A 17111-nucleotide genomic window follows, 5' to 3' on the forward strand; every position below is an offset into this window, starting at 1 on the left:
TATTTGTTTCAGTCTAGAACTATAAGAATAGAAGTACATGTTGATAATGACTTCTATTTTTTTAATTTTTAAATCTCACTTTAAAAAAACAGCTTTTTTGTATTCTTTTGTTTAATTTTAAAAAAATATAGGATATAATTGCTTCAAATATAAGTAGATTGGAGTTGGACAGATGGCAAATGAAGTTCTAAATGCAGAAGAAGCACAATTGGTTGTTGATGGGTTATTACTTGGTTACAAAGAATATCTAGATATTCGTAAAGAGATGAAAGAAAAATTGAAAGTTTCTGCTGGATTTGCTTTTACAAAAGGGAACTTTATTGATGACGGTGTTGCTAGAAAAACTTTTAATTTTGCAGAAAATAAACGCGAAAAAGCAGGCGAAAGTTGGGAATATTTAGAGTTTTCCTTTGGTGGAGAAAAACCTTCTCTTTTTATCGTAAAAAATGACTATAGATTAAATCAAACTTTCTCAAAAGAAAAAAAGAAAAAAGTAAGTAAATATTTGTCTGATTATGCTAAGATAAATAAACCTATCCTTAATTCAGTTCGTAAAGGTCAAAAGAAAGTGCCTAATACCTCAATTCAATTAGAGCTTCCATTGGAAGAACCAATGATTTCAGAACAAGAGTTATCAAAATATGAAAATTTTTACATAGTGGTTTATAAAACGAATACGGCAAAAGTGATAGAATCAGTTTCACTTGTTTTACCTGATGACGAAACAAAAGAACTACATATAATTCAAAATTTAACACCGTATTTGCAAACTACGTCTATAATTATAGAAGATGAAGAATATTCTGCTGTAGTTGGTGAAAAAGAAGAAATTGGTGATCTCTATGATTATGATTATACAATTCCTAAAGAGGAAAAAGAAATCTCCAATTAGTTTCCCAGTGCAGTGTATTAAGAAAGGAAGAGCACAATGTTTTATGGGAAAAATCTGCAAATAATTAGGATGTTGCATGGTCTTTCACGTAAGGAACTTGGAGAAAAACTACGAGTATCTGAACAATCGATATGGCAATTTGAAAAACAAATGATAGAACCATCATTTGAAAATATCTTACAAATGAAAGAAATTTTGCAAGTGAAATCCACTTTTTTCTTTGAAGAATTCCGTGTTGAAAAGACCTTTTTTGAAAATAATGTTGCGTATAGAAAAGCAGATATTTCTTCTAGAAAAAAAACTAATAGTGAGATAGTCTATTTAAATGTGGCTTCTAAAGTGATTAATTATTTAGAAAGCTTTCTAAATGTACCACCTAATAAGTTATTAGATTTTAGACAAAAAAGTTCTGAAATTTTATTTGATGAAATAACAAATGAGAAAATAGAAAAGATTGCTACTCTTTCTAGAAAGTTTTTAGAAATTCAATCTGATAATGGTAACCTATTATTATCATTAGAAAAGTCAGGAATTTATGTTTTAGAAAAAAATGTTGGTGGGAAGGCAGATGCTTATAGTGCATGGTCAACAGAAGATGTCCCAATCATTGTATTAGGTATAAAAAAATCGGCAGTGAGAAGAAATTTTGATTTAGCTCATGAATTAGGACATTTGTTACTACACCCGTATGTTGACTTTTCTCTGTTAGATAAAAATGAACGACAACAAGTAGAAAGAGAAGCAGATTATTTTGCTTCATGTTTTTTATTGCCGTCAGAAATTATTCAAAAAGACTTAGAAAAAATAAAGAAGATATCAAATCCAGATAGTTATATCTCTTTAAAGGCCAAATACAATGTATCCATTCAAGCTCTTGAAATGCGAGCTTATAAATTAGGATTTCTTACACCAAAACAACATAGCTATTTTTATCGACAAATTGCTATAAAAAATTACAGATTAGAAGAACCCTTGGATAGGGAAATTGTATTTAAGCGTCCTGGAAAAATCCGAAGTATTTTCAACTTGGTTCTAACGAATAAGTTAACTGATTTATCAAGCATTGAAAATAATTTTAGGATGAATAGAAGCTTGTTAGAAAAAATGTTTTCGATTGAACCTGATTTCTTCGGTCCCTTTGCAAAAGAAGAAAATTTTACAGATTTAAATAATGTTTTGAAACTTAATTTTGGTTCTGTATAGTTTACAAGTTTTATCAAAGGATAGATTTGATTTTAGAAACGAAGGATCCATTATCGACAGAAAAAAGAATAATGAACACAAGTGTGACCCAACTGTGATCACACTAAAAGAAACCCGCTAGAAAACCTATGACATAGGCTTTTCTAGCGGGTTGTTTCTTATTCCCACTCTGTTTTAAGGGTATGGCATATAAGCGAAAATGCTGTAATATCAAGGATTTTGGAAACGTATAAAATCGAATAAATTATATTTAAAAAAATAAAAAGTGCAATAAAAGTGCAGTATTTGCACCTAAGCAGACCTGATTAAATTCGAAATGGAATTCTAAACTCAATATTCATTTAAATGATAGACGTTCATAATGAGCGTCTATTTTTTATGCTTTGAAAGGTTGTGATACTAACAAATTTTTAAATGAATAAAGTAAGCCAAAAATATTTTATGTGAGAAAGGAACGATACACTTATGGAATTAAAATATGTCATTCCCAATATGGAAAAAACATTTGGTCAATTAGAATATGCTGGTGAAGGGAATATTGAACAACGTCGAGTCAATGGCAGACCAACTATTCTCTCTCGTAGCTACAATTTATACTCAACGATTCAACGAGCAGATGATATTGTTGTCATTCTTCCCTCCGAAGCTGGCGAGAAACATTTTGAATCCGACGAAAAAGTCAGACTCATCAACCCACGTATTACCGCAGAAGGTTATAAAATTGGCAATAGAGGATTTACCAATTACATTATGCACGCAGACGATATGGTGAAAGCTTAAGAAAGGAAAGGTGAAAAAATATGAGATTAGCAGAAGGTATTGTGATTGAAAAAGACCAGACATTTGGCACATTGAAATTTTCCGCTTTACGTCGTGAGGTTCGTATTCAAAATGAAGATGGTTCGGTTTCCGAAGAAATTAAAGAACGTACCTATGACTTAAAATCAAAAGGACAAGGACGCATGATACAAGTCAGTATCCCCGCTTCTGTTCCTTTGAAAGAATTTGACTACAACGCAGAAGTGGAATTAATCAATCCTGTGGCAGATACCGTAGCGACGGCTACTTTTCGAGGGGCAGACGTTGATTGGTACGTGAAAGCAGACGATCTTGTATTAAAAGGACAGACAAAACCTCATCAGAAATATAAAAAAGAAGCGTCCGAAAGTGAAAAATAGGTGTTGCTTATGACAAACACACCATTGATTTTGAAAGAAATTCCGAAAGATGAAGCCATTTCTTTTATTCGGCAATACCATTATTCAAAGATACTCCCTAGATTGTGTAAATACTTTCTAGGGATTTTTTCAGAAGAAAAATTATTAGGCGTTGTGGAATTAGGCTGGGGTACGCAACCCCTACAAACCATACGCAAACTCTTTCCCGACAGTTCCCTTCAAACCACAGATTATTTAGAAATTGGAAAGATGTGTTTTCTTCCAGAAATGAATCAAACCAATTATTTTGGCAGTCAAGCTCTTTCAGCTCTAATTAAGTGGTTGAAAGAACATACGGACTGTCATTTTTTATATACATTGGCAGATGGAATTGAGGGAAAATGTGGCTATGTCTATCAAGCGTCCAACTTCTTTTACTGCGGGTATTTCAAGACAAGTGTCTATCGTGATAAACAGTCATGGGAAAAGATACACCCTCGAAGTGCTCGCCTTTTATTAGAGGAAAATGCTCGTTTTGAACAGGTAGAGAAAAAGCATTGGCTTTCCCAGGCATTTTGCGAATACAAAGGGATTGAGAAAATCAATGGACGCATGTTTCGCTATCTCTATCCGTTGACAAAAGAAGCGAAAAAACTGTTAGGACACACGCTCTATCGACGTCATTATTATCCGAAAGAAAAAGATTTACGCTTTGAAAAGCGAATCGCTTATCGGAAATATGAAGCCATTTCTCAACCAACTTTTGATAAACAGGCTCGTATCTACAATACACAATTATTTTGATAGATGGAAAGGAGGATTTTTATGCCATTGCTTCATGACAGAGGAAAGCGAATCAAAGCCAACGATAAGGACTTGGTCTATCATTTTGTGCTGATTTCATTGCTGATAGTTTTTCTAGTCGTTCTACTCCCTTTTCATTGGAGAACGTTACAATCGGTGAATTGGCAAACAGTTCAGTTAGATACATTTTTCTATCAACTGCATACGCCATACTTTTGGAGCAGTATTCTCACTGCTTTTTTTGTATGCGGACTCATCAGCTGGCTCTATTATCACTATCGCATAGATTCTATAAAACAGTTAGAGCACCGTCAAAAGTTAGCTCGTATGATTTTAGAAAACCATTGGTATGAAGCCGAAGAAACTCAATCAGAGGGATTCTTTAAAGACTTATCCAGCAAGAAAACCAAACAACGAATCCGCCATTTTCCTAAAATGTATTACCGAATGAAAGATGGACTGATCCATATTCATGTAGAAATCACTTTAGGGAAATATCAAGATCAGCTCTTGCACTTAGAAAACAAACTAGAAACAGGCTTGTATTGTGAATTAGTGGAAAAAACGTTGAAAGATTCTTATGTAGAGTATGTTCTACTTTATGACACCATTGGCAATCGAATTGGCATTGAAGATGTGGTAGCTCAAGATGGACGTGTCAAATTGATGGAATCGGTCTATTGGGAGTTTGATTCTCTCCCTCACATGTTAATTGCTGGGGGCACGGGTAGTGGAAAATCCTATTTTATTCTCACATTGATTGAATCTCTCCTGCATACAAATGCGAAGCTTTATATTCTCGACCCTAAAAATGCTGATTTGGCAGACTTAGGAGCGGTCATAGATAATGTCTATTACCGTAAAGACGATATGCTGGCATGTATTAGTCAATTTTACGACGATATGATTGCCCGTAGTGAAACCATGAAGCAACACCCGAACTACAAAACAGGAGAAAATTATGCGTATCTTGGTCTACCTGCGAACTTCCTGATTTTTGATGAATATGTGGCGATGATGGATATGTTAGGTCGTGATAGTGCACAAGTTATGAATAAACTCAAACAAATTGTTATGCTCGGACGACAAGCAGGCTTCTTTTTAATTCTTGCCTGTCAGCGTCCAGACGCAAAATATTTTAGTGATGGTATTCGAGATAACTTTAACTTCCGTGTGGCTTTGGGTCGTATGTCTGAAATGGGCTTCGGTATGATGTTTGGAAGCGATACACAAAAACAATTTTTCTTAAAACCCATCAAGGGAAGAGGTTATGTGGATACAGGAAAAAGTGTGATTAGTGAGTTTTATACACCCCTTGTACCAAAAAGGTATGATTTCTTAGGAGAAATAGGAAAAGTCATTCAAAAAAAGCAATCTGAGCCTGTACCGCACGAAGTGAAAGGTACAGGTTCAGACTTGCTTTGATTGGTGTGGCGTTAGCCACGCCAATCCTTTAGCCCCCTCTACCTAACAGGGGGGCACAAATACAACTGAAAACAGGCAATTCTCATCAACCAATGTTGATGGTACAAGGAATTGCGGAAAATAGGAAAGATGTAAACTCAAGGGTCATAGTTTACATCTTTTTTAGATTGGAGGTTTGCGAATGGAAAACGAAAAAATTTGGATTAAGGAATTGAAAGAAAAGCGACTGGCTTATGGCGTTTCTCAAAATAAACTGGCGGTTGCTTCTCATATTACCAGACCTTACCTATCGGATATTGAAACAGGCAAGGCAGTCCCTACTCAACAGGTGAAAGAAGATTTACTGAACGCTTTGGAACGCTTCAATCCCGATAACCCATTGGAGATGTTATTCGACTATGTACGGATTCGATTCCCTACCAATGATGTGTCTCAAATTATCGGTGAGGTTTTACGCTTGAATATGGATTATATGCTACACGAAGACTTTGGCTATTATTCTTATCCCGAACACTATCGTTTCGGTGATATTGTTGTCCTAGTCTCTCATGATGTAAGTAAAGGGGTTTTATTAGAACTGAAAGGAAAAGGCTGTCGGCAATTTGAAAACTTTCTATTGGCTCAACATCGGAGCTGGTATGGTTTCTTTCAAGATTGCATGGAACATAAAGGTATTTTCAAACGCTTGGATTTAGCCATCAACGATAAAACAGGGATTTTGAATATTCCAGAATTGGCAAAGAAATGTAAACAGGAAGAATGTATTTCCGTCTTTCGGAGCTTTAAAAATTATCGCAGTGGTGAATTGGTTCACCGTGATGAAAAACCAGACATGGGAAACACCCTTTATATTGGCTCATTAAAAAGCGAAGTCTATTTCTGTATATATGAGAAAGATTATGAGCAATACGTGAAAAATGATATTGCCTTAGAAGACGCAGAAATAAAGAATCGCTTTGAAATTCGTTTGAAAAACGACAGAGCCACTCAAGCCATGAAAGATTTGTTGGAACATCAAAATGCAGAAAAAACAGCGTTTGAGATTATCAATCGTTATATTCGCTTTGCCGATAAGGACGAAACCAAGCGACGGAGTGATTGGCAAACCAATGAACGCTGGGAATGGTTTATCGGCAAAAATCGTGGAGCATTACGCCTAACCATACAGCCAGAACCTTATTCTTTTGAACGAACATTGAACTGGTTACATCATCAAGTCGCCCCTACATTAAAAGTCGCAAGCATTTTAGATATTCTCAACGGTACAACCATTATTTCCACCATGATTCATGAAGCCAAACTGACAGAAAAACATGAGAAATTAATTGAACAACAACATCTAGGCATGGAGGATTTGATTACATGAGCCTCTTAACAGAAGAATTAAAGAAGTTAGGGTTTCAAGCGTATATACAAAATACAGGGAAATATACGTCTCTCATTATTGAGGGAAAACGGCAAGCTGGTGATACCATCTATACCTATGATTTTTACAAAGTGAGCTTTTATAAGAATTATACCAGTCGAATAACTGTTTATGGAGAGCATTTAACTCCTTTTCAATTATTAAAGCGTGTAAAAAGCTATATCTACTATCGAGAAAAATATCTTAAGGAAAGGAGGACAATCACATGAATTTTGGGCAGAATTTGTACAACTGGTTCTTGGATAATGCACAGTCATTGGTATTGTTAGCGATTGTCGTCATTGGACTGTTTTTAGGTTTTAAACGAGAATTTTCAAAACTTATTGGCTTTTTGATTATTGCTTTAATCGCCGTCGGACTTGTGTTCAATGCAGCTGGCGTGAAAGATGTGTTATTAAACTTATTTAACCGAATCATTGGTGCTTAACAGATATTTTTCATGATAAAATAGGAAGTATATATTTTGTTATGAAAGGATCCATGAATATGTTTACAAATGATCAATTTAAATCTCTTTTAATTAAAACATTAGAAAGAAAGAGCTCTTCAAATTATTATGAAGGAGGTAACGAGATTGTTTCTAAAATGAAAATATCAGAGGTAACTTTAGATGAGACTAACGAGTTTACTTATTATAAAGGATACAAAAGGGATTGGAATACGCTTTGCACCTATCTTAAAATAAGAGCTCCTTTTGATGATTTAGACTTTTTTGAAAGTCATAAAGATTTGCTTACCCAGACAGCAAGCTCCATATATGATAAACAAGGTGATAATGTATTAGTGGATACTATTTTAGTACCACTTCCAGAGAATTACGAAGTAATTAACTTTAGTCAGTTGAAAATTAGTGATGTGATTTCACAAGCTATTGAAGACGCTGAGTCTTTCATGAGTAATGGTGAATATCAACGTGCCTTTGACAGAGTTCACACTGCTTTTCATGGATATTTAATTGAAATACTAAAAAAATATGAAATTACAGTTCCTAGAGACGAAAATCTATCTAAATTATATAGTAGGATACAACAATTAATTGAAAAAGAAATTCAACCTACTGAACTTGCTGATATAGTGAAGACAACGATAAGGTCATCAAATGGAATGATTAGCTCTCTTAATGAAGCAAGAAATAGGCATTCACTTGCACATCCTAATACAAATATTATTGGAAAGAGAGAAGCAAAACTAATAATAGGTATTTCAAGTACAGTTACAGATTATATTAGCGGATACCTTGATAAGTAGCGTCATTAACTGATTGCTACTTTTTTTTTGACTATATTTTATAAAAAGGATGTGATAAGAATTGGAATTGAAAGTCTATGTGGCAAATTTGGGACGGTATAATGAAGGTGAATTAGTTGGATCATGGTTTACTCCACCAATTGATGAGGAAGAAATGGCAGAAAGAATCGGTTTAAATGAGAACTACGAAGAATACGCCATACATGATTTTGAGCTTCCTTTTGATGTGGACGAATACACGCCAATTAGTGAAATCAACCGTCTATGTGAAGCCATTCAAGAAATCGAAGGTACACCTATTTATAATGAACTCAAAGAAATTCAAGGCATGTGGTTTAGTAGCTTGGAAGAATTACTGGAAAACAAAGAGAATATTCATTGTTATAGTGAATGTGATTCTATGGAAGATGTCGCCCGTTATTATGTGGAAGAAACAGGACAACTTGGTGAAGTACCTTCTAATTTACAAAATTATATTGATTATCAAGCTTTGGGACGTGATATGGAAATAGAGGGAAATTATCTTATCACCTCTCATGGAGTATTTGAGTATTCTAATTAACATGGATTACTCTAAACTAGCAATACTGCTATAATAATTTTATACGTTCTGAATTAAGGAGGATAAAGTCCATATAATTGTGTAAAAGCAAAAAGGCCATATGAACGCCTCTTTACGGTACAATGTTTTTAACCACTAAAAACATACCCAGGAGGCAATCATATGACCCAAGTACATTTTACACTGGAAACAGAAGATATTCAAAGTTTAATTGACCAGTCGGTCAAAGATAATGCGGCTAAACAAATTTTACAAACTGTATTTAATCAGTTGATGGACGAGCAGCGAACAGATTATATTCAAGCCACAAACTATGAACGATCAGACGATCGAAGAAGCCAACGCAACGGCTATTATGAAAGAGAATTAACGACTCGTATTGGCTCTCTTGAGTTGAAAGTTCCCCGAACACGCGACGGTGAATTTGCACCGACTGTATTTGAGCGGTATCAACGCAATGAGAAGGCTTTGTTAGCCTCTATGTTAGAGATGTATATTTCTGGTGTCTCTACACGTAAAGTCTCTCAAATCGTTGAAGAACTATGCGGTAAATCAGTCTCTAAATCCTTTGTCTCCAGTTTAACTGCCCAGTTAGACCCTATGGTCTCTGAATGGCAAAATCGTTTTCTATCAGACAGGTCTTTCCCTTATGTTATGACAGATGTTATCTACATCAAAATCAGAGAGAATCATCGTGTCGTATCTAAAAGCTGCCATATAGCGATTGGCATATCAGAAGATGGAGAGCGTGAGATTATTGGCTTTATGATTCAAGATGAAGAAAGTGACGAAACTTGGTCTCTCTTCTTCGACTACCTCAAAACCAGAGGGTTAAGTGAAGTGGAAATGGTCATTTCCGATGCCCACAAAGGCTTAGTCAAAGCCATCAAGAAGTCATTTACAAACGCTTCATGGCAACGATGCCAGGTTCACTTTATGCGTAATATCCTCAATTGTATCCCTAAGAAAGATTCAAAACCTTTCAGAGAAGAAGTCAAAGCACTCTTCAAATTTACGGATATTGAAACGGCTCGCAAGGCTAAAAATACTATAGTAAGTGCCTATAGCGAACAATCAAAATACCATAAAGCCTGTGAAAAACTAGATGAAGGATTCGAAGATGCCTTTCAATACGCCGTTGTCGGTAAAGGTCAATCGAGATTAAAAAGCACGAATCTTCTTGAACGGTTAAATGAAGAAGTCAGACGCAGAGAAAAAGTTATCCGAATCTTTCCGAATCACGCCTCTGCCAATCGTTTAATCGGTGCAGTTCTTATTGACCGTCACGAAGACTGGCTAAGCTCTACCAGAAAATATATTCAATTTTAACCTATAGGTTAAAGCTTTAAAACAGTGTACTGTATTTTACACAATTTTATGGACTTGACTTTAAGGAGGATTGTTCAATTGGTAATAATAGATGTTTATGGGAAAATAACAAAAATAAAATTGTCAGATAAATTGAAACTATATATATCTAATGTTTCTGATGACTGGAAGGAAAGCATTATAGAAGACATGTTACAAGAAATTCGACAACAAAAAGTTGACATGGCAGATAATTTGAAAAGGTATGGTAAAACATTTCAAACAGAATATTCTATATCTTATTTGAAAGAAATCGTTCACGCCAATGTTGAAGACTATACAAAATATAATTTAGATTCTATTGAGTCATGTCTTCAATGCCTTGTTGATAATATGATATGTCTATTCTTTGACTATGAATATCAGGATATGCCTTTTTTTGATTGGACAAGCAATTGCTTTGATGGTCGTTTTTGTGAAGAGGATTACGCTGAAAAAGTGATGTATTTTAGTAACTTTGTAAATCATGATATACAAAATGGTATTCATATGAACTGCATTTATACAAGTAATATGAATCCTAAAGAGCATACTAGGATATTATCAAATCTAAGTTTTAGAATTGATTCAAACTTTAAAGGGTGCAGGACTACAGACGACTACATTACGGAACTTAAAAAAATGGGCAACCGAATTGATTCTATACTAAAATCGGAAAACGATTATTACAAATTAGATTATATTATGAACGGGATATATAGTGATAATAGTTATAATCAAAATCATTATTTAAAGACTTTTACTTTGTTAGAACTTGTATTATTAAAACCAAATCAGAATACAAATGAAATTGACAAATTACTAATACCTTATCTTGATAAGAAATATGGAGAGGTTTCGAGTGAAGTAGCAAAATTATTAAGACAAATGAGAAATAAAATCGGACATGGTGATTTCAAAGGTTTTAACGAAAAAGCAGAAAAATTCGCTCAAAAATTTATGAAACACTTTCATTTTGACTATACAGAATACAGTAGATTAAATTGGGTATTACTTCATACCTGCTGTCTTTTAGATGATTTACTCAGAATAACTATTTTTCAACAATTAAAAGTCACAAAATAATTATTATTTTATAGAGCAATCACCTATTTTGATTGCTCTTTTTCTATTTTTACGGAAAGGACGTGAAGACATGAAAAAAATAAGAAGTTACACCAGTATTTGGTCAGTAGAAAAAGTGATTTATGCAATTAATGATTTACAACTCCCTTTTCCCATAACCTTTACACAAATGACATGGTTTATCGTTTCTTTGTTTGTCGTTATAATCTTTGGCAGTTTACCACCACTTTCCTTGATTGACGGAGCACTACTCAAATACTTAGGGATTCCCGTTGTCCTCACTTGGTTCATGTGTCAAAAAACCTTTGACGGGAAGAAACCCTATGGATTTTTAAAATCTATTATTACCTATGCTCTACGCCCTAAAATAACCTATGCTGGCAAACAAATACGATTAAATAAAGAAAAAATGAATGAATCAATCACGATTGTAAGGAGTGAACAATTAAATGGCACACCCCATTAAATATATCGAAGATAATCTCGTATTTAATCATGATGGCGAAGTATTTGCTTATTATGAATTAATTCCCTATAATTACAGTTTTTTAAGTTCCGATGAAAAAGTTCAAGTTCATGATAATTTCCGTCAATTGATTGCCCAAAATCGTGATGGTAAGATTCATGCCCTGCAACTAGCAACCGAATCAAGTATTCGAGCGACACAGGAACAATCGAAAAAAGAAATCACTGGACGATTAAAAGAGATAGCTTACGAAAAAATAGATGAACAGACCGAAGCGTTAGTTTCTATGATTGGTGACAATCAAGTGGACTATCGCTTTTTTATTGGTTTTAAACTCTTGCTGAATGAACAGGAAGTATCGGTCAAAAATATTGGCAAAGACATTCAAAAAGCATTTGCGGAATTCTTTCATGGCGTGAATCACAAGTTGATGGGCGATTTTGTTTCTATGCCTATGTCAGAAATCGAACGCTTTTCTAAAATGGAACAGTTATTAGAAAGTAAATTATCCAGACGCTTTCACATTCGCCCATTGGGGAAAGATGATTTTGGGTATATCATTGCCCACCTTTACGGTCAAACAGGGATTCCTTTTGATGACTACGACTACCATTTACCCAAACGATATGAAGATAAAAAAGTGTTGGTAAAGAAATACGATATTATTAAACCCACTCGCTGTTTAATCGAAGAAAAGCAACGCTACTTACGGATGGAACAGGAAGATACTACCACTTATGTGGCGTATTTTACGATTAACAGTATCGTCGGCGAATTGGATTTCCCCAATAGTGAGATTTTTTATTACCAGCAACAACAGTTCACTTTCCCGATTGATACCAGCATGAATGTTGAAATTGTTGCTAATAAAAAAGCTCTGTCTACCGTTCGCAACAAAAAGAAAGAATTGAAAGACTTGGATAGTCACGCATGGGAAAGCGACAATGAAACCAGTACCAATGTGGTGGACGCTTTAGAATCTGTCGACGAATTAGAAACCAACCTAGACCAAACCAAAGAATCCATGTACAAACTAAGCTATGTGGTACGGGTATCGGCAAAAAATCTGGACGAGTTGAAACAACGTTGTGATGAAGTAAAAGATTTTTATGATGATTTGTCTATCAAATTAGTACGACCTTTTGGCGATATGCTAGGCTTGCATAATGAATTTATTCCCTCAAGCAAGCGATATATCAATGACTATATTCAATATGTCACGTCGGATTTTTTGGCTGGTCTTGGTTTCGGAGCTACACAAATGCTTGGTGAAAATTCTGGTATTTACGTCGGTTACAATCTCGATACAGGCAGAAATATTTATCTCCAACCCAGCCTTGCAAGTCAAGGAATTAAAGGCTCTGTGACGAATGCGTTAGCGTCTGCTTTTATTGGTTCATTAGGTGGCGGAAAATCATTCTCTAACAATATGCTGGTCTATTATTCGGTACTCTTTGGCGGACAGGCAATCATTGTAGACCCAAAAGCTGAACGTGGCAAATGGAAAGAAACCTTACCTGATATTGCCCATGAAATCAATATCGTTAATCTCACGAGTGAGAACGACAATAAAGGGTTACTTGACCCTTATGTGATCTTAAAACTCCCGAAAGATTCAGAAAGCCTAGCCATTGATATTCTCACGTTCTTAACAGGCATTTCCAGCCGAGATAGCGAGAAGTTTCCTGTCCTGCGTAAAGCGATTCGGAGTGTCACTCAAAGCGAACAACGAGGGTTGTTATTGGTGATTGATGAATTGCGAAAAGAAGATACACCCATCAGCAATAGTATTGCTGACCATATCGAAAGCTTTGTCGATTATGATTTTGCCCATCTGTTATTCAGTGATGGCAATGTCACCCAATCCATTAGCTTGGAAAAACAACTCAATATTATTCAAGTGGCAGATTTGGTCTTACCCGATTCCAATAGCTCTTTTGAAGAATACACCACCATGGAATTATTAAGTGTGGCAATGCTGATTGTCATTAGTACCTTTGCTTTAGACTTTATCCACTCTGACCGTTCCATTTTTAAAATTGTTGACCTTGATGAAGCTTGGAGTTTTTTACAAGTGGCACAAGGAAAAGCTCTATCTATGCGTTTAGTTCGGGCAGGGCGTGCCATGAATGCAGGGGTCTATTTCGTTACTCAAAACGCCGACGATTTACTAGATGAAAAGATGAAGAATAATATTGGCTTGAAATTCGCCTTTCGTTCCACTGACCTAGTGGAAATCAAAAAGACCTTAGAATTTTTTGGCGTGGACAAGGAAGATGAAAACAATCAGAAACGCTTACGTGAATTAGAAAATGGACAATGTTTAGTTTCAGACATCTATGGTCGTGTAGGGGTTATGCAGTTTCACCCGATTTTTGAAGAGTTGCTTCATGCCTTTGATACCAGACCGCCTGTGCGAAATGAGGGGGAAAAATGACACAAAAACAAAAGAAATTTCTTCACTATAGTTGGATAACGCTCCTTTGTGTGGGCGTTATTTTACTTTTATTAGGCACGCTGGGCAATGCAGTACAAGCAACAGGCTTAGTTGATGAAACCATTGATACAAGCAACGAGTATTCCAAGTATGGTTTAAATCATTATCAGCTTGATTATTATGTGGACAATAGCTGGGGCTGGCTGCCGTGGAATTGGAGTGACGGCATAGGGCAATCAGTGATGTATGGACTGTATGCCATTACCAATTTCATTTGGACGATTTCTCTTTATCTTTCCAACGCCACAGGCTATTTGGTCAAAGAAGCCTACGCCTTGGATTTCATTAGTCAAACGTCTCAAGCGATTGGTGAGAACATGCAGACCATTGCAGGGATTACACCGAATGGCTTTTCCAGTTCGGGTTTTTATGTCGGCTTCCTTCTTCTTTTTATTCTGATTGTTGGAATCTACGTTGCCTATACAGGACTGGTGAAACGAGAAACGACCAAAGCTATACGAGCTGTGTTAAATTTTGTGGTGGTGTTTATTCTATCAGCTTCCTTTATTGCGTATGCTCCCGATTATATTGCGAAAATCAATGATTTTTCCAAAGATGTGAGCACTGCCAGTTTAGATATTGGGACAAAGATTGTCCTTCCCGATACGGATAGTCAAGGCAAAGACAGTGTGGATATGATACGTGATAGCCTATTTTCTGTTCAAGTCAAGCAACCGTGGTTATTACTTCAATATGGCTCAACCGATATAGAAACCTTAGGTGAAGACCGTGTGGAAAAGTTATTGGCTACCAGTCCAGATACAAACAATGGTGAAGATAGAGAAAATGTAGTGATTGAAGAAATTGAAGATCATGACAATACCTATTTAACACTCCCGAAGACCATTTCCCGATTAGGAACGGTCTTCTTTTTGTTTGTATTCAATATTGGTATCTCGATTTTTGTTTTCCTTCTAACAGGAATCATGATTTTTTCGCAAGTGCTATTTATTATTTTCGCTATGTTTTTGCCAATCAGTTTCCTATTAAGTATGTTGCCGAGTTTTGATGGCATGGGCAGGCATGCCATTACCAAGTTATTTAATGTGATTATGACAAGGGCTGGTATTACCTTGATTATTACCGTTGCCTTTAGTATTTCCACTATGCTTTATTCGCTGTCAGCAAGTTCTCCCTTTTTCATGATTATGTTTTTACAAATTGTGACCTTTGCAGGGATTTATTTTAAACTGGGCGATTTAATGAGCCTATTCTCTTTACAAAGCAACGACTCTCAAAACATGGGCAGACAAGTGTTTCGCAGACCTCGTCAAATGATGAATCGACAAACCAGAAGATTTCAACGCAGTATGAGTAAGATTTTTCGTGGAAAAGCAGGGTCAACGAAGCAAAAGACAATGACAACAAAGCAGAATCAAACCAATAAAGCTAACCATACTCGTCAAAATGAACGGACTACACCAAAGAAAGAAACAGCACTTTCCAATGTGAAAAAGCAACAAGGCGGTATCGGGCAACGATTAGGTGAAAAGACAGCCCATGTATTGGACACGAAAAATCGTCTAGTCAATAAAAGAAAGCAGGCTAAACAACAGATACAGGCGACACCAACCCATGTCAAATATGCCCTTCATCAAGGAAAAGAGAATGTCACTCATAATGTAACAGACTTTAAACAATCTATGGCAGATACCAAAGCTCAACGCAAACAACAGCGTATGAACCAGCAGGAGCAAAAACGAAAGAACATTGCTCAAAAGCGTTTGGAGCTGGATAAAGCAAAAGAAAAAAGACGAAAAGAAAACCCATCATCTCCTGTTCAGAATAACCAGCAGCATGTTCGCAAGCGTCAGCAAACCGTCACGCCTGTTTTGTCACAAAACACTAAACGTGAAAATCATCAGCGACCATTGAAAAAAGAGCAAAAACAAAAGACACCACCGAAGCAATTCAATCAGAGGAAGCTAAATAAAAGAACGGATAAGCGAGGACAACAAACATGAAGCTAAAAATAACAGTGATTTGTAGTGTGGTCTTCTCTCTCTTCTTTTTTCTCTTATTATTCCTAGTCATTTTCTTTGCAGATGATACGGACAGTGGCGAAAACAACAAGGATTCTTCTATTTCACAAGGCGGTGTGACCGTTTCACCAGAAGTGTTGGCACACCGTCCGTTGATTGAAAAATATGGTAAGGAATATGGGATTGAAGACTATGTTTCTTATATCTTAGCCATTATGCAAGTGGAATCGGGCGGTACAGCAGAAGATGTTATGCAAAGTTCCGAATCTTTGGGTTTACCGCCCAACAGTTTGAGTACCGAAGAGTCCATCAAACAAGGGGTTAAATATTTCAGTGAATTATTAACCAGTGCAGAACAACAAGGAGTGGATATAGATTCTGTTATCCAATCTTATAATTATGGCGGTGGCTTTTTAAATTATGTGAGGAGTCATGGGAAAAAATATACCTATGAATTAGCCGAACAGTTTTCTAAAGAGAAGTCGGGTGGTCAAAAAGCAGACTATCCCAATCCCATAGCCATACCTGTGAATGGTGGTTGGCGATATAACTATGGAAATCAGTTTTATGTTCAGTTGGTTTCACAATACCTAACCGACACTTCCCCAACAGAATTTGATGATGAAACCGTGCAAGTCATTATGGACGAAGCCTTGAAATACGAAGGGTTTCCCTATGTCTTTGGAGGGGCGTCGCCTACCACCTCTTTTGATTGTAGTGGCTTAATACAATGGGTGTATGACAAAGCTGGCATTTCTCTCCCTCGTGTCGCCCAAGATCAGTATGACGCTACGCAAGAAATCTCTATGGAAGAAGCCCAAGCAGGCGACCTTATCTTCTTTCATTCAACCTATAATGCAGGCACATATGTGACTCATGTGGCGATATATTTAGAGGGAAATCGCTTTTATCATGCAGGCGACCCAATCGGTTATGGCGACTTAAGCAGTCGTTATTGGCAAGACCATCTGATTGGGGCTAGACGTGTTATTCATAACTAAGAAAGGAATGAATCA

General features: G+C 36.0%; 17 protein-coding genes. All 17 read left to right on the top strand.

Translation table 11 applies throughout. The annotated features are described in order from the left end of the window. Positions 1-172 precede the first annotated feature (172 nt). The 17 genes from IGK81_RS00155 to IGK81_RS00235 all read left to right on the top strand — a co-directional run bounded on the left by IGK81_RS00155 (position 173) and on the right by IGK81_RS00235 (position 17096). Positions 173-892: a hypothetical protein gene (locus IGK81_RS00155; RefSeq protein ID WP_034697686.1), complete on the top strand. Its 720-nt coding sequence runs from the start codon at positions 173-175 to the stop codon at positions 890-892. A 36-nt stretch (positions 893-928) separates the two neighbouring features. Continuing rightward, positions 929-2095 (top strand): helix-turn-helix domain-containing protein, encoded by a 1167-nt coding sequence (locus tag IGK81_RS00160; RefSeq protein WP_034697689.1) that lies wholly within the window; start codon positions 929-931, stop codon positions 2093-2095. Positions 2096-2560: 465 nt separating this feature from the next. Beyond that, positions 2561-2875, top strand: a complete 315-nt coding sequence (locus IGK81_RS00165) for a YdcP family protein (RefSeq protein WP_000421280.1) — start codon at positions 2561-2563, stop codon at positions 2873-2875. 20 nt (positions 2876-2895) lie between these two features. Beyond that, complete coding sequence (locus tag IGK81_RS00170; RefSeq protein ID WP_001234189.1) at positions 2896-3273, top strand: YdcP family protein; 378 nt, start codon at positions 2896-2898, stop codon at positions 3271-3273. Between the two features lie 9 nt (positions 3274-3282). Beyond that, complete coding sequence (locus tag IGK81_RS00175; RefSeq protein ID WP_000185760.1) at positions 3283-4056, top strand: hypothetical protein; 774 nt, start codon at positions 3283-3285, stop codon at positions 4054-4056. A 21-nt stretch (positions 4057-4077) separates the two neighbouring features. Beyond that, positions 4078-5481: an FtsK/SpoIIIE domain-containing protein gene (locus IGK81_RS00180; RefSeq protein ID WP_001130247.1), complete on the top strand. Its 1404-nt coding sequence runs from the start codon at positions 4078-4080 to the stop codon at positions 5479-5481. A gap of 181 nt (positions 5482-5662) precedes the next feature. Continuing rightward, a complete protein-coding gene (gene mobT, locus IGK81_RS00185; RefSeq protein ID WP_000426691.1) occupies positions 5663-6847 on the top strand; it encodes a MobT family relaxase in 1185 nt (394 codons plus the stop codon). Then, positions 6844-7116 carry a hypothetical protein gene (locus IGK81_RS00190; protein ID WP_000055367.1) on the top strand — a complete coding sequence of 91 codons (273 nt, stop codon included), beginning with the start codon at positions 6844-6846 and terminating at the stop codon, positions 7114-7116. The genes mobT and IGK81_RS00190 overlap by 4 nt, the downstream gene beginning before the upstream one ends. Continuing rightward, positions 7113-7334: a hypothetical protein gene (locus IGK81_RS00195; protein WP_001009054.1), complete on the top strand. Its 222-nt coding sequence runs from the start codon at positions 7113-7115 to the stop codon at positions 7332-7334. The genes IGK81_RS00190 and IGK81_RS00195 overlap by 4 nt, the downstream gene beginning before the upstream one ends. Positions 7335-7393: 59 nt before the next feature. Next, a complete protein-coding gene (locus IGK81_RS00200; RefSeq protein ID WP_000494842.1) occupies positions 7394-8155 on the top strand; it encodes an abortive infection family protein in 762 nt (253 codons plus the stop codon). A 61-nt stretch (positions 8156-8216) separates the two neighbouring features. Continuing rightward, positions 8217-8717 carry an antirestriction protein ArdA gene (locus tag IGK81_RS00205; RefSeq protein ID WP_000421245.1) on the top strand — a complete coding sequence of 167 codons (501 nt, stop codon included), beginning with the start codon at positions 8217-8219 and terminating at the stop codon, positions 8715-8717. A gap of 162 nt (positions 8718-8879) precedes the next feature. Further along, on the top strand, positions 8880-10046 hold the full coding sequence (locus tag IGK81_RS00210) for an IS256 family transposase (protein ID WP_000195404.1): 1167 nt from the start codon (positions 8880-8882) through the stop codon (positions 10044-10046). A gap of 78 nt (positions 10047-10124) precedes the next feature. Continuing rightward, on the top strand, positions 10125-11150 hold the full coding sequence (locus tag IGK81_RS00215; RefSeq protein WP_000234705.1) for a hypothetical protein: 1026 nt from the start codon (positions 10125-10127) through the stop codon (positions 11148-11150). Positions 11151-11220: 70 nt separating this feature from the next. Further along, on the top strand, positions 11221-11616 hold the full coding sequence (locus tag IGK81_RS00220; RefSeq protein WP_000723886.1) for a conjugal transfer protein: 396 nt from the start codon (positions 11221-11223) through the stop codon (positions 11614-11616). Beyond that, the gene (locus IGK81_RS00225) at positions 11600-14053 is read left to right on the top strand and encodes an ATP-binding protein (RefSeq protein WP_000941001.1); all 2454 of its coding nucleotides are present in this window, start codon (positions 11600-11602) and stop codon (positions 14051-14053) included. Before IGK81_RS00220 ends, IGK81_RS00225 begins: the two co-directional genes overlap by 17 nt. Beyond that, positions 14050-16077, top strand: coding sequence for a CD3337/EF1877 family mobilome membrane protein (locus tag IGK81_RS00230; protein ID WP_000192390.1), 2028 nt, complete (start codon positions 14050-14052; stop codon positions 16075-16077). Before IGK81_RS00225 ends, IGK81_RS00230 begins: the two co-directional genes overlap by 4 nt. Further along, positions 16074-17096, top strand: a complete 1023-nt coding sequence (locus tag IGK81_RS00235) for a bifunctional lytic transglycosylase/C40 family peptidase (protein WP_000768374.1) — start codon at positions 16074-16076, stop codon at positions 17094-17096. The genes IGK81_RS00230 and IGK81_RS00235 overlap by 4 nt, the downstream gene beginning before the upstream one ends. The last annotated feature ends 15 nt before the right edge of the window (positions 17097-17111 follow it).

Origin of the sequence: Enterococcus sp. DIV0703 (genome assembly GCF_051711065.1) — a bacterium.
GTDB classification, from domain to species: domain Bacteria; phylum Bacillota; class Bacilli; order Lactobacillales; family Enterococcaceae; genus Enterococcus_B; species Enterococcus_B hirae.